The organism is Variovorax terrae, assembly GCF_022809125.1.
GTDB lineage: Bacteria > Pseudomonadota > Gammaproteobacteria > Burkholderiales > Burkholderiaceae_C > Variovorax_A > Variovorax_A terrae.
The window spans coordinates 2,468,956-2,485,165 of sequence record NZ_JALGBI010000001.1 but is presented as its reverse complement, the minus strand read 5'-3'; the positions used below and the strand labels follow the sequence as shown (position 1 = coordinate 2,485,165).

Here is a 16,210-nt window from a genome sequence, read left to right as displayed (position 1 = left end):
TCGAAAATATAGCGGCCGATGACCGCCCGGCGAGGACCTCAGGCTATTTTTCTTCTGAATTACCGGCTTGGGCCAGGTGTTCGAGCAGCAGCCGCGCCGCAGGCGGCAGCGTGGCCGCGTCGCGAAAGCAGATCGCGAAGCGGCGCCTCGCCCAGGCATCGGTGAGCGGCACCACGCGCAGGCCGAAGGCGCTGGCGTAGGGCTGGGCCAGCTCCGCCGGCAGCACGCTGATGGCGAGCTTGGCACGCACCACGCGCAGCGCCGCCTCGAAGGTGGCCACCACCACGCGGTAGCGCAGCGACTGGCCGTGCAGGGCGGCCGAGCGCTGCAGCATGACCTGCACGGCGCTCGAGGGCGGCAGGCTCACGTGGTCGAACTCCAGGGTCTGCGCCAGCGCCAGCGCCTGGTGCTGCGCCAGCGGATGGTCCAGCGGCATCACCACGGCCAGGTGGTCGCCGCGCCAGGGGCGGGCCTGCAGGCCGTCCAGGTTGGCGGCGTCCCAGCACAGACCGAGCGAGGCGCTGCCCTCGTGCACGCCGCGCAGCACGCCGCTGCTCACGCGCTCCTCGATGTCGACGCGGATGTCGCCATGCGCCGGGTGGTTGAGAAAGCTCGCCACGTCGTCGGCCAGCGATTCGGCGATCACCGAGGCCGTGGCCAGGATGCGCACCTGGCCGCGCACGCCCGCCGCATAGGCCGCCATGTCGCGCTCGACCAGGTCGGCGCTGGCCAGCATGCTGCGCGCGTGCTCCAGCAGGGTCTCGCCGGCCGGCGTCGGCTCCACGCCGCGGCGGCGGCGCACCAGCAGCGGCGTGCCCACCGTGTCTTCGAGCTGCGCCAGCCGCTTGCTGATGGCCGAGCCCACGATGTGCTGCTGCTCGCCCGCGCGCGCGATGCTGCGGGCCTCGCACACCGCGACGAACAGGCGCAGCGTCGTCAGGTCGAGGTCGCGCATGGCGGGGGTTCAAGAGTTTCCATTTGGGAATCTTAAGGCTTCCGAAATTGATTTTGTGAATCAATACGGAATTCCTAAACTCCGATGATTCCGAGACAGGAGACAAGCCGAAGTGACTGCATCCTCCCCCGCCACCGTGGTCCGCGAAGTCGGCCTGCGCGACGGCCTGCAAAGCATTGCGCGCGTGCTGCCCACGGCGCAGAAGATCGAGTGGATCACGCGCGCCCATGCGGCCGGCCAGCGCGAGATCGAGGTCGGCTCCTTCGTGCCGGCGCGGCTGCTGCCGCAGCTTGCCGACACCGCCGAGCTGCTGGCCCATGCCAAGACCCTGCCCGGCCTGCGCGCCTCGGTGCTGGTGCCCAACCTCAAGGGCGCCGAGCGCGCCCTCGAGGGCGGGGCCGACCTGATGGTGGTGCCGCTGTCGGCCAGCCACGCGCACAGCCTGGCCAACCTGCGCAAGACGCCTGACGAGGTGGTGGCCGAGGTGGCGCGCATCCGCGCCGCGCGCGATGCCGCGGGCCGCAAAACCCTGATCGAGGGCGGCGTGGGCACGGCTTTCGGCTGCACCATCCAGGGCGAAGTGGCCGAGAGCGAGGTGCTGCGCCTGATGCAGGCCCTGCTGGACGCCGGCGCCGACCATGTGAGCCTGGCCGACACCGTGGGCTATGCCGATCCCGCCGGGGTGAGCCGCCTGTTCGAGAAGGCGCGCCACCTGGTGGGCGAGCGCCTGTGGTGCGGCCATTTCCACGACACGCGCGGCCTGGGCCTTGCCAACGTGTTCGCGGCCTGGCAGAGCGGCGTGACGCGCTTCGACGCCTGCCTGGCCGGCATCGGCGGCTGCCCGCACGCACCCGGCGCCAGCGGCAACGTGGCCACCGAGGACCTGGTGTTCATGCTGCACAGCATGGGCCTGCCGACCGGCCAGGACATCGAGGCGCTGCTCGCGCTGCGCCGCGACGTGGCCCGCTGGCTCGCGGGCGAAACCCTGCACGGCACGCTGTGGCAGGCCGGCCTGCCCAAGACCTTCCGCGCGGCCGCTGCCGCCGCGGCCTGACGACTGTTTTTCTCCTTCCAGACCCCATGACTGCTTCCCAACCCCCGGCCTCGTCCCGCCTGCCGCTCGCGGGCCTGCGCGTGGTCGAGTTCACCCACATGGTGATGGGCCCCACCTGCGGCCTGGTGCTGGCCGACCTGGGCGCCGACGTGATCAAGGTCGAGCCCATCGACGGCGACCGCACGCGCCACCTGCTGGGCGCGGGCTCGGGCTTCTTCCCGATGTTCAACCGCAACAAGAAGAGCATCGCGCTGGACCTGCGCCAGCCGGCGGGCGCCGAGGTGGCGCGCCGGCTGGCCGCCAGCGCCGACGTGGTGGCCGAGAACTTCAGGCCCGGCACCATGAAGAAATACGGGCTCGACTACGCCGCGCTGTCGCAGGCGAACGAGCGCCTGATCTACGTGAGCCTCAAGGGCTTCCTGCCCGGCCCCTACGAGCACCGCACGGCGCTCGACGAGGTGGTGCAGATGATGGGCGGCCTGGCCTACATGACCGGGCGCCCCGGCGACCCGCTGCGCGCGGGCACCAGCGTCAACGACATCATGGGCGGCATGTTCGGCGCCATCGGCGCCCTGGGCGCGCTGATCCAGCGCGGCATCACCGGCCGCGGCCAGGAGGTGCAGAGCGCGCTGTTCGAGAACAACGTGTTCCTGGTCGGCCAGCACATGCTGCAGTACGCCGTGACCGGCAAGCCCGCCGCGCCGCTGCCCGCGCGCGACAACCCCTGGGCGGTGTATGACGTGTTCACCGTGAAGGACGGCGAGCAGATCTTCCTGGCCGCCGTGAGCGACGCGCAGTGGGTGAGCTTCTGCGACGCGCTGGGCTTTGCCGACCTGAGGGCCGACCCGGCGCTGGCCACCAACAACCAGCGCGTGCAGGTGCGCCCGGCGCTGCTGGCGCAGCTGCGCGAGCGGCTGGTGCGCTGGTCGGCGGCCGAGCTGGCGGCGATCTTCGAGCGCGCCGGCCTGCCGTTCGCGCCCATCGCCCGGCCCGAGGAACTGTTCGACGACCCGCACCTGCAAGCCACCGGCGGCCTGGCCGAGGTGCGCCTGCCCGATGGCGAGCGCGCCGGCCAGACGGCGCGCGCCGCGCTGTTCCCGTTCACGATGGACGGCCAGCGCCTGGGCGTGCGCCTGCAGCCGCCCGCCATGGGCGAGCACACGCGCGAGCTGCTGGCCACGCTCGGCTACACGGCCGCCGAGGTGGCCGCGCTGCAGGCCAGCGCCGCGGTGGCCTGAGGCCGGCACGCCCCTTCCCTCACACATGACGATTCCGACGGAGACAACGAACCCATGCGCCCCTCATCCCTTTCCACTGTGTTCCCCGCGGCCGAGGCCGCCACGCTGACGCGCCGCCACGCGCTCGGCGCCCTGGCCGCGGCCGGCGTCCTGGGCGGCCTGCCGCGCCTGGCGCGGGCCCAGGGCGAGCGCGCCGTGCGCTTCATCCTGCCGGTGGCGGCGGGCTCGGGCGTGGACACCATCATGCGCGCGTCCAGCCAGGCGCTGGGGCAGGCGCTGGGCCAGACCGTGGTGCTGGACAACCAGCCCGGCGCGGGCGGGGTGGTGGGCACCCAGGCCCTGGTGAAGTCGCCGCCCGACGGGCTGACGCTGAGCGTGGTGTCGAACAACCACGTGATCTACCCGAGCGTGCTCAAGTCGGTGCCGTTCGACCCGGTGGGCGACATCACGCCCATTGCCGTGATGGGCAGCACGCCCATGGTGCTGGTGGTCAACCCGAAACTGCCCGTGAAGAACCTGCGCGAATTCGTGGCGCTGCTGCACGCCAGCCCGGGGCGCTACAACTTCGCCTCCTCGGGCAACGGCACCATCCTGCACCTGGCGGCCGAGCTGTTCAAGGACACCACGGGCAGCTACTCCACCCACATTCCCTACCGCGGCTTCGGCCCGATGATGCAGGACATCGTGGGCGGCCAGGTGGACTGGGGCGTGGGCGCGCTGCCGGCGGTGCAGGGCCAGGTCAAGGCCGGCAACCTGCGCGCGCTGTGCGTGGCCTCGCCGCAGCGCGTGGCGGCCGCGCCCGAGATCCCGACGGCGGTGGAGCAGGGCTACCCCGGCTTCGTGGTGGACGGCTGGTTCGCCGTGGTCGGCCCCAAGGGGCTGCCGCCCGAGCAGGTGCGGCGCGTGCACCAGGCGTTCGTCACCGCCTTTGCCACGCCCGAGGTGAAGGAGGCGATGGCGCGCCAGGGCAACCTCATCAACATCAGCACGCCCGAGGCCGCGGGCGCCTACTTCCGCAGCGAGCTGCAGCGCTACGCGGCGCTGGTGAAGAAGGCCGGCGTGGTGCCGCAGTAGCGGCCGGCCGAACGGCGGTTGCTATTGAAAGCGTAGCAAACAATGACCGCCCGATGCGGACATCGGGCGGTTTTTCTTCTCAAATGGCGTTGCGGGGCGCGCCGCTCACTCGATCTTGGCGCCCGAGGCCTCGACGATGCCCTTCCACTTGGCATAGTCGGTCTTGAGCAGCGTGCCGAACTGCGCGGCCGTCATGGCCTCGGGCTCGGCGCCCTGGGCGTGGATGGCGGCCTTCACGTCGGCCTGGGCCAGCAGCTTGTTGATCTCGGTGTTGAGCGTGGTGACCACGGCGGCCGGGGTGCCGGCCGGGGCCAGCACGCCGTACCAGGTGCTGACATCGAAGTCCTTGAAGCCCGACTCGGCCACGGTGGGCACCTCGGGCAGCGAGGAGCTGCGCTTGATCGAGGTCACGGCCAGCGGGCGCAGCTTGCCGGCCTTGATCTGGCCCATGGCCGAGGGCAGGGACGACACCAGCAGGTCCACGTTGCCGGCCAGCGCATCCATCAGCGCGGGGTTCGAGCCCTTGTAGGGCACGTGCACCAGCTTCACGCCGGCCGCCTTCTCGAACAGGTCGCCCGCGAGGTGGATGGAAGTGCCGTTGCCCGGCGAGCCGTAGGTGACCTTGCCCGGCGTGGCGCGGGCGGCGGCCACCACGTCGGCCAGGGTCTTGAACTTGGAGTTGGTGCTGGTGGCGATCACCACGGGCGTGTAGGCCACGTGGGCCACGGCCACCAGGTCTTTGGTCGGGTCCCAGGGCAGGTTCTTGTAGAGCCAGGGGCCGATCACGAGGTTGTCCTTCTGGCCCATCACGATGTCGTAGCCCGTGGGCGCGGCCTTGGCGGCCTCGGTGATGCCGATGGTGCCGCCCGCGCCGGCCTTGTTGTCGGGCACCACGGTCCACTTGTTGACTTCGGTGAGCTTGGTGGCCACGAGGCGCGCCAGGATGTCGGTGCCGCCGCCGGGCGGGAAGGGCACGATCAGGCGCACGGGCTTGGCGCCCGGGTAGGCTGCCGCGGGCGTGGTCTGCGCTTGGGCGCCGGCGCCCAGGGCCAGCGCCAGGGCCGTGAAGGAAATCAGTTGGCGAAACATGGGGGAAAAGTCTCCGTGAAAAATGGGGGGCGCGTCGGGGGCGCGCCTCGTCTGCGCCGGGCGCGGATGCTTTGGATGATCGCCGATGCGCGGCCCCGCCCGCCGTGCCAAAGCAGGAAGGCGGCATCGCGGACGACGATGGCGGCGCGGCTACGGCCGATGGGTCAGAGGCGCTCGAAGATGGCCGCGATGCCCTGGCCGCCGCCGATGCACATGGTCACCAGCGCGTAGCGGCCCTGGATGCGCTGCAGCTCGTGCAGGGCCTTCACCGTGATGACCGCGCCGGTGGCGCCGATGGGGTGGCCCAGCGAGATGCCCGAGCCGTTGGGGTTGACCTTGGCCGGGTCCAGCCCCAGGTCGCGTGTGACGGCGCAGGCCTGGGCCGCGAAGGCCTCGTTGGCCTCGATCACGTCCAGGTCGTTCACCGTGAGGCCGGCCTTCTTGAGCGCGAGCTGGGTGGCGGGCACGGGGCCGATGCCCATGTACTTCGGGTCCACGCCCGCGTGGGCGTAGGCCACGAGGCGCGCCAGGGGCTTGGCACCGCGCGCCTGGGCCGCCTGGGCTTCCATCAGCACCACGGCGGCGGCCGCGTCGTTGATGCCCGAGGCGTTGCCCGCCGTCACCGTGCCGTTCTCCTTCACGAACACGGGCTTGAGCTTGGCCAGGTCGTCCATCGTGGCGCCGGCGCGGAAATGCTCGTCGGTCGCGTAGGCCACCTCGCCCTTGCGGCTCTTGAGCATCACGGGCACGATCTGGTCCTTGAAGTAGCCCGCCTGCGTGGCGCGCTCGGCGCGGTGGTGGCTCTCGACGGCCAGCTGGTCCTGGTCCTCGCGCGTGATGCCCCACTTGGCCGCGATGTTCTCGGCCGTCACGCCCATGTGGATGGTGTGGAAGGGGTCGTGCAGCGCGCCGATCATCATGTCGACCATCTTGGTGTCGCCCATGCGCGCGCCAAAGCGCGTGGCCAGGCTGGCGTAGGGCGCGCGGCTCATGTTCTCGGCGCCGCCGCCGATGGCGACGTCGGCATCGCCCAGCAGGATCGACTGGCTGGCCGAGACGATGGCCTGCAGGCCCGAGCCGCACAGGCGGTTCACGTTGAACGCGGGCGTGCCTTCGGCGCAGCCGCCGTTGAGGGCCGCCACGCGCGAGAGGTACATGTCCCTGGGCTCGGTGTTGACCACGTGGCCGAACACCACGTGGCCCACGTCCTGGCCCGCCACGCTGGCGCGGGCGAGCGACTCGCGCACCACGAGCGCGCCGAGTTCGGTGGGCGGCACGTCCTTGAGGCTGCCGCCAAAGGTGCCGATGGCGGTGCGCACGGCGGAAACGACGACGACGTCACGGGTCATGAGGAAATCCTTTCTGTATCCAGTATCGAATGGGGGTCGGCGCCGGAAAGCGGAGGCGCCGGCCGGCCGCCAGGGGCCGGAATGGGTGGCGGCAAGATTAGCACGCCGGGAAACCCTGTCACGCGCGTGCCATGCGGCCGCGCGCATACTGGCTCCCTCCCAACTCACCTCAGGAGACTGCCATGGAGATCCAGGAACTGGCGCAGGCTTTCACCGCGCTGTGCAAGCAGGGGAAATTCGAGGACGCCGGCCGCGTCCACTGGGCCGACGACATCGTCTCGCTCGAACCCATGACCGGCGAGATGGCCGAGCTCAAGGGCCGCGCCGCGGTCGAGGGCAAGGGCGCCTGGTGGTACGCCAACCACGAGATTCACGACGTGAGCGTCGAAGGCCCCTATGTGCACGGCCAGCAGTTCGTCGTGCGCTTCAAGATGGACGTCACGCCCAAGGGCGGCCAGCGCATGGCGATGGACGAAGTGGGGCTCTACACGGTGCGCAACGGCAAGATCGTGGAGGAGCGCTTCTTCTTCGGCGGCGGAGCCTGAGTTGCTATTGATCTGATAGCAACAAAAGACCGAGCAACCTGGACCTCGGGGCCATTTGGCTCAAAAAATGCCGGTGGGCTCGGCCAGCGGCCATTCCTCGAGGTTGCAGCCTTCGCCGCCACGGTCCACGACGATGAAGTCGCAGACCGCCTCGAGCGCCAGCAGCGGGTGGTGCCAGACGTTGCGGTCGTAGTTGACGCCCTGCCAGCCGCAGGTGACGAAGGCCTGCAGCGGCCCCGGGCGGCCGCCGTGATCCGGCGCCACCACCACGAGATAGGGCTGCGCGGACAGCGGCAGGAAGGCCTGCGAGCCCAGCGGATGCCGCTCCATCAGGGTCAGCCGGACCGGCTGCGCACGCGGCTGCGCCCGGAACAGGCTGATGAGCGGGCGGCCGCCTTCGGCCAGGGTGTCCACGCGCGCTAGGTCGTGAAAGCGCTGGGTGGTGCCGCCGTTGATGGCGAACTGCGTGGCGCCCTCGAGCTCGATGACCTGGCCGAAGGGCGCGAAGGCTTCGCGCGTGAGCGGCCGGGGCTGCAGCAGCTTCATGGCCGGGCCAGCGGGGCCAAGCGCTGGCGCATGAAGTTGCGCACGTGGGGCGTGAATTCCATGAAGCCCTTGACGGCATGGAACTCGGGCGTGTCATACACCCAGTCGCCGGCGATTTCGTAGATGGCCGCGTATTTCGGCCCGTCTTCGAGCGAGACGAAGCGGCGCGCCGACAGCCAGCCCGGGCAGGCGAGCAGGGCGGGCACGTGCACCTCGTCGTACCAGCGGTTGAAGGCGTCCTCGTGCTCGGGCGCGATGTCCACGCGCACGATGTGCAAGAGGGGCGGGGTGGGGTGGGGCGTGGCGGTCATGGCGCGATCAGGCGGCGGGGGTGTCGGCGCGCGGCTTGACGCGCGGGAACTTGAGCGTGGCCTCGGCCTTGAGCACTTCGCGCCCTTCCTCGTTGGCGGCGCTGGCCTGCCAGGTGACGGTGCGGGTCTCGGCGTTCATCTCGTGGATCCACACGCGAAAGCGGATGGTGTCGCCGTAGAACACCGGCCCGGTGAACCAGAAGCGGTCTTCGATGGAAACGCCCAGCGTGCCGGCCAGCTCGGCCGTGAGCACGTTGGTGCAGATGCCGGCGACCATGATGCCGGGCGCCAGCCGGCGGCCGAAGCGCGTGGTCTGCGCGTAGCTGTCGTCCACGTGCACCGGGCCGAAGTCGCCGGTGGCGGCGATGTAGAGCGCGCCATCGGCTTCGGTGATGGTCTTGCTGACCGACACCTCGTCGCCGACGTGCAGGCTGTCAAAGGGCTTGAGGTCGTACATCTCAGCGCCCCGCAGCCACCGGCACCAGGCGTGCCGTGCCTTCGGCCACTGCGTGGGCGCCGGCCACGGCGCAGCGCACGCTGCAGGTCACGCTGGCCGCGTCGGCGGCAGTCACTTCGACCCGCGATTCGATGGTCTGGCCGACCAGCACCGGCGCGCTGAAGTCGATCTGCAGCGCGGCCAGCCGCCAGCCTGGGCCAGCCAGGCGGTTGAGCGCCGTGGTGGCCAGCGCCACGCCGTTGAGCTCGAAGGACAGCATGGCGTCGAAGCCCGCTTCGCGCGCGGCGCGCTGGTCGACATACAGCGGCGCGAGATTGCCGCTGATGCCGGTGTACATGGCCTGCTCGGCCACGGTGAGGGTCTTGCGGAACGACATGCTGTCGCCGGTCTTGAGGGAGGTGGTCATGGAGTGCCTGGAAGTGGTGGTTGCTGTTGCGCGCCGCTGTCCTATGTCAGGGCACCCGCGGAACCGGCTTTGCCGGGCCGCTGGGTGCGCCCCCTTGGGGGGAGGCGCCGCAGGCGCTTCGGGGGGTCACAACACCAACCCGCGCTTCATCACGCTGCGCGCGATCAGCATGCGGTGGATTTCGGAGGTGCCGTCGTAGATGCGCGTCACGCGGCAGTCGCGGTAGATGCGCTCCAGCGGCAGCTCCTTGGTGAAGCCCATGCCGCCGAACACCTGGATGCCGCGGTCGGCCACGCGGCCCAGCATCTCGGAGGCGTAGAGCTTGACCATCGAGACCTTGTCGCGGCAGTCGATGCCCTGGTCCAGCTCCCAGGCCGTGTTGAGCACCATCATGCGCGTGGCGAACAGCTCGGTGGCCGAGTCGGCGATCATCTGCTGCACCATCTGGAACTCCCCGATGGGCTGGCCGAACTGCTTGCGGTCGTTGGCGTGGTTGCGCATCAGCTCCAGCACGCGCTGGCCCATGCCCACGGCGCGCGCGCCGATGTGCGCCAGGCGAATGCCCGAGACGCTGTTCATGATGAGCTTGAAGCCTTCGCCCACCTCGCCCATCACGGCGCCGGCCGGGATGCGGCAGTTCTCGAACACCAGCTCGGCGTGACCGTAGCCGCGGTGGCCCATCATCGGCTGCACGCTGGTCACCTCGAAGCCGGGCGTGCCCTTGTCCACGAGGAACAGCGAGATGCCGCCGCGCGCGCGTTTCTCCTTGTCGTGCACGGCCATCACGATCACGTAGTCGGCGATGTCGCCGTCGCTGATGAAATGCTTGCGGCCGTTGAGCACCCAGTGGTCGCCGTCCTGCGTGGCGGTGGTGCTGATGGCCGCGGCGTCCGAGCCCGCGCCGGGCTCGGTGATGGCCATGGCGCAGATCTTCTCGCCGCGCACCGTGGGCAGCAGGTACTTCTCGCGCTGCTCGCCCCGGCAGGCCAGCAGCATCGGGTAGACCTGGCCGAAGATGCGGCGGATCAGCGCGTCCGAGGTCTTGCCGAGCTCTTCCTCGACCAGGCACATGTCGACGTGGCTCAAGCCGCCGCCACCGGTGTCCTCGGGCATGTTCATGGCAAACAGGCCCAGATCCTGCGCCTGCTTGCGCACGCGCTGCAGCGCTTCGGGCGGCACGCGCCCGAGGGCCTCGGTTTCGGCTTCGAGCGGTTGGACTTCCTGCACCACGAAGCGGCGCACGGTGTCCAGCAGCAGCTGGGTCTCGGAAGGAATGGAGTAGTCGAGCATGGTGTGAAGGGGGTGAAGAAAGGGTGGGGAGATCAGGGGGCGGGCGCCGGAACGCCGACGACCTGAGCATCAATGAGCGCCTGGCACTGGGCCTCGCTCAGGCCCAGGCGGCGCAGGATGGCCAGGCTGTCCTGGCCGGCGTGGAACGGCATGCGGCGATAGGCCGGCAGCGCGCCGTCGTAGCGCAGCGGGTGGTTGACCAGCAGCGCACGGCCGCCGCCCGGCACGTCGATTTCGCGGAAGGCCTCGTTGTGGATGGCCTGCGGGTCCTGCAGCAGGTCGTCGTAGTCGCGCACGCGCTCGTGCCAGATGGCGTGCGCGTCGAAGACCGGCGAAACGTCGTCGAAGCGGCGCGTGCGCAGCTCGGCGGCCACGGCCTGCGCATAGCGGTCGCGCTCGGCGTAGCGGTCGATCGCCTGCAGCGCGCGCAGCGCGTCGCTGTTCAGCGCGGCGGCCAGCTTCACCGGGTCGTTCATGGACAGCACCAGGTGGGCGTCGGCCAGCGCGTAGACGCCATAGGGCGCGTCGTGGTACCAACTGCCCACATGGCGGTCGCGCGTGAACACGTCGGGGCGGTCCTTCACGGCGTAGTACTTGGTCAGCGCCTCGGTCTGCAGGTCGATGCCGGCTGCGAACAGGCTGCTCTCCACCAGCGTGCCTTCACCGGTCTGCAGGCGGCGAACGTAGGCGCCGAGGATGCCCATGGCCAGCAGCGCGCCGCCGTGCTGGTCGACCACCGCGGCGCCCACGGCGCTGGGGCCGTTGGCGCCGCCGCCGGTGGCGGCGATCAGGCCCGAGCGCGCCTGCATCAGCAGGTCCTGCCCCGGGCGCGAGGCCGCGGGGCCGGTGCGGCCCAGGCCGCTGGCCGAGGCCAGGATGAGCGAGGGCTGGCGCTGGCGCAGCGTGTCGAAGCCCAGGCCCAGCCGGTCGAGCACGCCGGGGCGGAAGTTCTCGATCACCACGTCGGCGTCATCGATCAGGCGCAGCACCAGGTCGCGCCCCTGCGGCTGCTTGAGGTCGACCGCCAGGCTTTCGGCATTGCGGTTGGCCGACATCAGGAACGCGCTCACGCCGTTGACCCACGAGTTGCCGCCCGACCAGTGGCGCTCGAACGCGCCGGCCAGCGGCTCGATCTTCACCACCTCGGCGCCCATGTCGGCCAGGTACTGCGTGCAGGCCGGGCCTTGCAGGTAGTGGCAGAAGCTCACCACTTTCATCTTGATCTTCATGGCGCGCTCCTTCAGGCCGTGGCCGCGGCCACCACGCGCGACTGCACGAAGGCCTCGATCTGCTGCGCGTCATAGCCGGCTTCGGACAGGATGTCGCGCGTCTGCGCGCCCAGCTTCTGCGGCACCAGGCGCAGGGGCGGGGCGGCGCCGTCGTAGCGCAGCGGATGGGCCAGCAGCGTGACCTGCTCGCCCTCGGCGCCGGGGGTGTCGACGAAGGCGCCCAGATGCGCGAGTTGCGCGTCACCGCGCAGGTCGTCGTAGTCCTTCACGGGCATGTGCCAGATGGCCTGCTGCTGCAGCGCGGGCAGCCACTCGGCCGTGGTCTTGTGCGCCAGCCGCTCGGCGACCAGGCGCGTGATCTCGTCGCGCTGGCTGAAGCTGGCCGAGGCGGGCAGGGTGGCCAGCGCCGGCAGGTCGAGCGCGGCCGCCAGGTCGGCCGGCGATGCCATCGAGATGGCCAGCCAGCCGTCGGCCGTGGCGTGGATGCCCGAGGGCCCCGCGCTGCACCAGCTGGCCAGGCCATGGCGCCCGCGCGGCGTGTCACTGGGCGCGCCGTTGAGCCAGGCCGTGAGCGATTCGGACTGCAGGTCGATGGCGGACTGCAGCAGGCTGCCCTCCACCAGGCAGCCCTTGCCGCTTTTCACGCGGCCCAGCAGCGCCGCCAGGATGCCCATGGCCAGCAGCGAGGCGGCGTGCTGGTCGACGATGACCGGGCCGGTGGGGGTGGGTGCGCCGTCGGCGCGGCCGGTGCGCGCGGCCAGGCCCGAGCGCGCCTGCAGCAGCAGGTCCTGGCCGGGCATGTCGCGGTCGGGGCCGCTGGCGCCGTAGCCGCTGACAGAGGCGTAGACCACGCCCGGGTTGAAGGCCTTGACCTGCTCATAGCCAAAGCCCATGCGGTCCATGGCACCGGGCCGGAAGTTCTCCATCACGACGTCGGCGCCTTCGAGCAGCCGGCGCGCGATGGCCTTGCCCTCGGCCGACTTCATGTCCAGCGCCAGGCTGCGCTTGTTGCGGCCGCTGGTCAGCAGGTTCACGCTCTGCCCGGCGACGAAGCGATTGGCGACGGCCCAGTTGCGGTGGAAGGCGCCGTCCACCGGTTCGACGGCGATCACGTCGGCACCCAGGTCGGCAAGAAACTGCGCGGCCACCGGGCCGGCATGAAAATGGTTGAAGCTGATGACCCTGATTCCGGACAGCATGGAGACTCCAAAAAAAGCGGCGCAGGGCGGCTGCCTTGCATGGCGTCGCGAGGGACCTGTGGCGCTTTTTCAGAATAGCGGAGGGGCGCTGTTTGCGGGGGTGTTCGGCCTATTAGATATGGCGGCCCGACTATCAGCCGGCTGCATACGCGCGGCGGCCGCGAGAGGCCTGCGCCGGTGCCGGCTGCTATGGCCGGCGCTTATAGTCGCGCCCCGGTTTCTGATTGACCTGCGCGAGGCCCGCGCGCTATGGTGGCTGCAGCTTGTTGCCACTCCAACCTTCCGCATGACACCCCAGCCCATTGCCCGCTTTCGCGGCATCTACGCCGCCACCATCTGCCCGCTGAACGAGGATGATTCCATCGACGAGGCCACGCTCGCGCAGCACCTGCGCGCCGTGGCCGGCGCCGACGGCATGACCGGCCTGCTGCTCAACGGCCATGCCGGCGAGAACTTCATGCTGGCGCGCGAGGACAAGCGCCGCGTGTTGGAGATCGCGCGCGCCGAATGCCCGCCGGGCACGCTGCTGGTGTGCGGCATCCACGCCGAGGACAGCCGCGAGGCGCGCCGCCACGTGGAGGATGCCGAGGCCGCGGGGGCCGATGCCGTGCTGATCTTTCCGCCGTTTTCCTGGGCCGTGTCGCAGGACAGCGAAGTGGCCGTGCGGCATCACCGCATGGCCACCGAAACCAGCGGCCTGCCGCTGTTTCTCTACCAGGCCGGTGTTGGCGCGGGCAGGCTGGCCTACACGCCCGAGGTGCTGGCGCGCCTGGTGCGGCTTCCGAACGTGGTGGGCGTCAAGGAGGGCAGCTGGGAGACCGCGGCTTACGAAGCGCACCAGCGCCTGGTGCGCCAGGCCGCGCCGCACGTGCTGATGATGGCCTCGGGCGACGAGCACCTGTTCACCTGCTTCGCGCTGGGCACCGAGGGCAGCCAGGTGAGCCTGGCCTGCGTGGCGCCCGAGCTCATCGTCGGGCTCTACCGCGCCATGCAGGCGGGCGACCTGGCCGCGGCGCGCGGCTTCAACGACCGCATCTACCCGCTGGCCAAGGCGGTCTACGGCACGGCGCCCGGCGGCCATGCCACGGCGCGCCTGAAGACCTGCCTGATGCTGCTGGGCCGCATTCCCAGCGACCGCATGCGCGCACCCATGGGGCCGCTGCCTGCCACCGAAACCGAGATGCTGCGCCAGGCGCTGCGCGCGGCCGGCCTCGCGCCCGCCTGAAGGACGCCGACATGAGCACCACCACCCTGATCCGCCATGGCCGCATCGTCACGGCGGTCGACGACTACCACGCCGACCTCCTGATCGAGGACGGCAGGATCGCCGCCATCGGCCGCCAGCTGAACGTCGGGCCCGAGGTGCGCGTGATCGACGCCACGGGCCTGATGGTCTTCCCCGGCGGTGTGGACTGCCACACGCACCTGGAGAACACCTTCGGCGACTCCACCACCTGCGACGATTTCGAGTCGGGCACGCGCGCCGCGGCCTTCGGCGGCACCACCACCATCATCGACTTCGCGTTCCAGAACCAGGGCACGAGCCCGATGGACGCGATCACGCGGGCCCAGGCGAAGGCCGAGGCCGGCGCCAGCATCGACTACGGCTTCCACGTCATCGTTACGCACGTGGACGACGCGGTGCTGGGCGACATGCGCCATGCCATCCGCCACGAAGGGGTGAGCAGCTTCAAGATGTTCATGGCCTACCTGGGCACGGTGATGGTGGACGACGCCGCGATCTTCCGCGCCATGCGCATGGTGGGCGAGCACGGCGGCATGATCGCGCTGCACGCCGAGAACGGCACGGTGATCGACCTGCTGATCCGCGAGGCGCTGGCGCAGGGCCACACCTCGCCCAGGTACCACGCGCTCACGCGGCCGTCCATTTTGGAGGGCGAGGCCACGCACCGCGGCATCAAGCTGGCCGAGCTGGCGCAGGCGCCGGTGTACTTCGTGCACCTGTCGGCCAAGGAGGCGCTGGCCCACGTGATCGAGGCGCGCGACTCGGGCATCCCGGTGTTCGCCGAAACCTGCCCGCACTACCTGTTCTTCGACGAGTCGGTCTACGACAGCGACGACTTCTCTTTGGCCAAATACGTCATGAGCCCGCCGCTGCGCTCGCGCGAGGCGCAGGACGCGCTGTGGACCGCGCTGAAGACCGACGACCTGCAACTCGTCTCCACCGACCACTGCCCGTTCTGCATGAAGGAGGGCCACATGGGCCGCGTGCGCCAGAAGATGTACGGCCAGGACGACTTCTCGAAGATTCCCAACGGCGCCCCCGGCATCGAGACGCGCATGACCGTGATCTACGACGGCGGTGTGCGCACCGGCCGCATCTCGCTCAACCGCTTCGTCGAGCTGACGGCCACTGCGCCGGCCAAGCTGTTCGGCCTGTTTCCGCGCAAGGGCACGATCGCCGTGGGCAGCGATGCCGATCTGGTGCTGTTCGATCCGCAGGCCGAGCAGGTCCTGACGGCGCACACGCATGACGGCAACCACGGCAACTGCGACTACAGCCTGTTCGAAGGCCGCCACGTGCACGGCAAGGTGCGCAAGGTGCTCTCGCGCGGCGACCTGATCGTCGACGAGAAGGCCTGGCTCGGCACGCCCGGGCGCGGCCAGTTCGTGCGCCGCGGCGAAGCCGGCGGCTTCTGACGGGCGGCCAGCTTCCATGCATCTCAATCCCGTGGCCGCCCATCTGGCGGCGGGCCGGCCCGTGCTGGGGCTGGGCCTCCAGCAACTGCGCGGCGGCGCTGCGGTCGGCCTGGCCGCACGCTGCGGCTTCGATTTCCTGTTCATCGACCTCGAGCATGGCCCGCTGGGCGTGGAGACGGCGGTGGACCTGGCCGCCGCCGGGCTGGCGGCGCGCCTGCCTGCCATCGTGCGCGTGGCCGGCAAGGGCTCGCACGACATCGCGCGCCTGCTCGACGGCGGCGCGCAAGGCATCGTGGTGCCGCATGTGGACAGCGTGGACGAAGCGCGGGCCGTGGCCGCTGCCGTCAAGTACCCGCCGCTGGGGCGGCGCTCCTTCTTCGGGCTGCAGCCGCTGTTCGGCTACCAGCGCTTTCCGGTGCATGAGGCCATGGTCGAGGCCAACCCGCAGGTGATGGCCGTGGTCATGCTCGAATCGCCCGAAGCGATTGCCCAGGCGCACGCCATCGCGGCCGTGCCCGGCGTGGATGTGCTGATGATCGGCTGCAACGACCTGTCGATGGAACTGGGCATCGCGGGCCAGATCGACCATGCGCAGATGCGCGCCGCGCGCCAGGCCGTGCTCGCCGCCTGCCGTGCGCATGGCAAGGCGGCGGGGCTGGGCGGCATCGCCGACGCGGCGCTGCTGCGCGCCTGCCTGGCCGAGGGCTTCGGCTTCATCCTGGCCAGCAACGACACCGACCTGATCCTGGACGCCGGGCTGGCGCGCGTGGCTGCGCTGCGCTGAGCCGCCCCCGCGGGCCGCCGCAG

Annotated in this window: 17 protein-coding genes; 7 read left to right on the top strand and 10 right to left on the bottom strand. The window is 70.6% G+C overall.

The annotated features are described in order from the left end of the window. Positions 1-43: 43 nt before the first annotated feature. A complete protein-coding gene (locus MMF98_RS11695; RefSeq protein ID WP_243306445.1) occupies positions 44-955 on the bottom strand; it encodes a LysR family transcriptional regulator in 912 nt (303 codons plus the stop codon). 112 nt (positions 956-1,067) lie between these two features. On the opposite strand from MMF98_RS11695, the gene MMF98_RS11690 reads away from it, so the two are divergent. The 3 genes from MMF98_RS11690 to MMF98_RS11680 are packed head-to-tail and all read left to right on the top strand — an operon-like array spanning position 1,068 to position 4,321. Then, a complete protein-coding gene (locus MMF98_RS11690) occupies positions 1,068-2,009 on the top strand; it encodes a hydroxymethylglutaryl-CoA lyase (protein ID WP_243306444.1) in 942 nt (313 codons plus the stop codon). 26 nt (positions 2,010-2,035) lie between these two features. Then, positions 2,036-3,247, top strand: a complete 1,212-nt coding sequence (locus MMF98_RS11685) for a CaiB/BaiF CoA transferase family protein (RefSeq protein ID WP_243306443.1) — start codon at positions 2,036-2,038, stop codon at positions 3,245-3,247. Positions 3,248-3,301: 54 nt separating this feature from the next. Then, positions 3,302-4,321 (top strand): Bug family tripartite tricarboxylate transporter substrate binding protein, encoded by a 1,020-nt coding sequence (locus MMF98_RS11680; RefSeq protein WP_243306442.1) that lies wholly within the window; start codon positions 3,302-3,304, stop codon positions 4,319-4,321. Between the two features lie 105 nt (positions 4,322-4,426). Here the strand turns inward: MMF98_RS11680 and MMF98_RS11675 are convergent, their stop codons facing one another. Together MMF98_RS11675 and bktB are read right to left on the bottom strand one after the other, a co-directional pair. Next, a complete protein-coding gene (locus MMF98_RS11675) occupies positions 4,427-5,410 on the bottom strand; it encodes a Bug family tripartite tricarboxylate transporter substrate binding protein (protein WP_243306441.1) in 984 nt (327 codons plus the stop codon). A 164-nt stretch (positions 5,411-5,574) separates the two neighbouring features. Beyond that, the gene (bktB, locus tag MMF98_RS11670; RefSeq protein WP_243306440.1) at positions 5,575-6,759 is read right to left on the bottom strand and encodes a beta-ketothiolase BktB; all 1,185 of its coding nucleotides are present in this window, start codon (positions 6,757-6,759) and stop codon (positions 5,575-5,577) included. A 182-nt stretch (positions 6,760-6,941) separates the two neighbouring features. Between bktB and MMF98_RS11665 the strand changes: the two genes are divergently transcribed. Then, positions 6,942-7,304 carry a SnoaL-like domain-containing protein gene (locus MMF98_RS11665; protein ID WP_243306439.1) on the top strand — a complete coding sequence of 121 codons (363 nt, stop codon included), beginning with the start codon at positions 6,942-6,944 and terminating at the stop codon, positions 7,302-7,304. 60 nt (positions 7,305-7,364) lie between these two features. Here the strand turns inward: MMF98_RS11665 and MMF98_RS11660 are convergent, their stop codons facing one another. From MMF98_RS11660 to MMF98_RS11630, 7 genes are all read right to left on the bottom strand, one after another. Then, complete coding sequence (locus MMF98_RS11660) at positions 7,365-7,850, bottom strand: ureidoglycolate lyase (protein ID WP_243306438.1); 486 nt, start codon at positions 7,848-7,850, stop codon at positions 7,365-7,367. After that, positions 7,847-8,161, bottom strand: coding sequence for a DUF4286 family protein (locus tag MMF98_RS11655; protein WP_243306437.1), 315 nt, complete (start codon positions 8,159-8,161; stop codon positions 7,847-7,849). The genes MMF98_RS11660 and MMF98_RS11655 overlap by 4 nt, the downstream gene beginning before the upstream one ends. A 7-nt stretch (positions 8,162-8,168) precedes the next feature. Then, entirely contained in the window at positions 8,169-8,618 is a 450-nt protein-coding gene (locus tag MMF98_RS11650) for a MaoC family dehydratase (RefSeq protein ID WP_243306436.1), read from the bottom strand. 1 nt (position 8,619) lies between these two features. Beyond that, on the bottom strand, positions 8,620-9,024 hold the full coding sequence (locus MMF98_RS11645; protein ID WP_243306435.1) for a MaoC/PaaZ C-terminal domain-containing protein: 405 nt from the start codon (positions 9,022-9,024) through the stop codon (positions 8,620-8,622). Positions 9,025-9,150: 126 nt separating this feature from the next. Continuing rightward, positions 9,151-10,314, bottom strand: a complete 1,164-nt coding sequence (locus tag MMF98_RS11640) for an acyl-CoA dehydrogenase family protein (RefSeq protein ID WP_243306434.1) — start codon at positions 10,312-10,314, stop codon at positions 9,151-9,153. A 32-nt stretch (positions 10,315-10,346) separates the two neighbouring features. Further along, entirely contained in the window at positions 10,347-11,543 is a 1,197-nt protein-coding gene (locus tag MMF98_RS11635; RefSeq protein ID WP_243306433.1) for a CaiB/BaiF CoA transferase family protein, read from the bottom strand. Positions 11,544-11,554: 11 nt separating this feature from the next. Continuing rightward, positions 11,555-12,742, bottom strand: a complete 1,188-nt coding sequence (locus MMF98_RS11630; RefSeq protein ID WP_243306432.1) for a CaiB/BaiF CoA transferase family protein — start codon at positions 12,740-12,742, stop codon at positions 11,555-11,557. 286 nt (positions 12,743-13,028) lie between these two features. On the opposite strand from MMF98_RS11630, the gene MMF98_RS11625 reads away from it, so the two are divergent. The 3 genes from MMF98_RS11625 to MMF98_RS11615 are packed head-to-tail and all read left to right on the top strand — an operon-like array spanning position 13,029 to position 16,187. Further along, entirely contained in the window at positions 13,029-13,967 is a 939-nt protein-coding gene (locus tag MMF98_RS11625; RefSeq protein ID WP_243306431.1) for a dihydrodipicolinate synthase family protein, read from the top strand. Between the two features lie 11 nt (positions 13,968-13,978). After that, a complete protein-coding gene (gene hydA, locus MMF98_RS11620) occupies positions 13,979-15,403 on the top strand; it encodes a dihydropyrimidinase (protein ID WP_243306430.1) in 1,425 nt (474 codons plus the stop codon). A 16-nt stretch (positions 15,404-15,419) separates the two neighbouring features. Further along, positions 15,420-16,187: an HpcH/HpaI aldolase family protein gene (locus MMF98_RS11615; RefSeq protein ID WP_243306429.1), complete on the top strand. Its 768-nt coding sequence runs from the start codon at positions 15,420-15,422 to the stop codon at positions 16,185-16,187. Positions 16,188-16,210 lie beyond the last annotated feature (23 nt).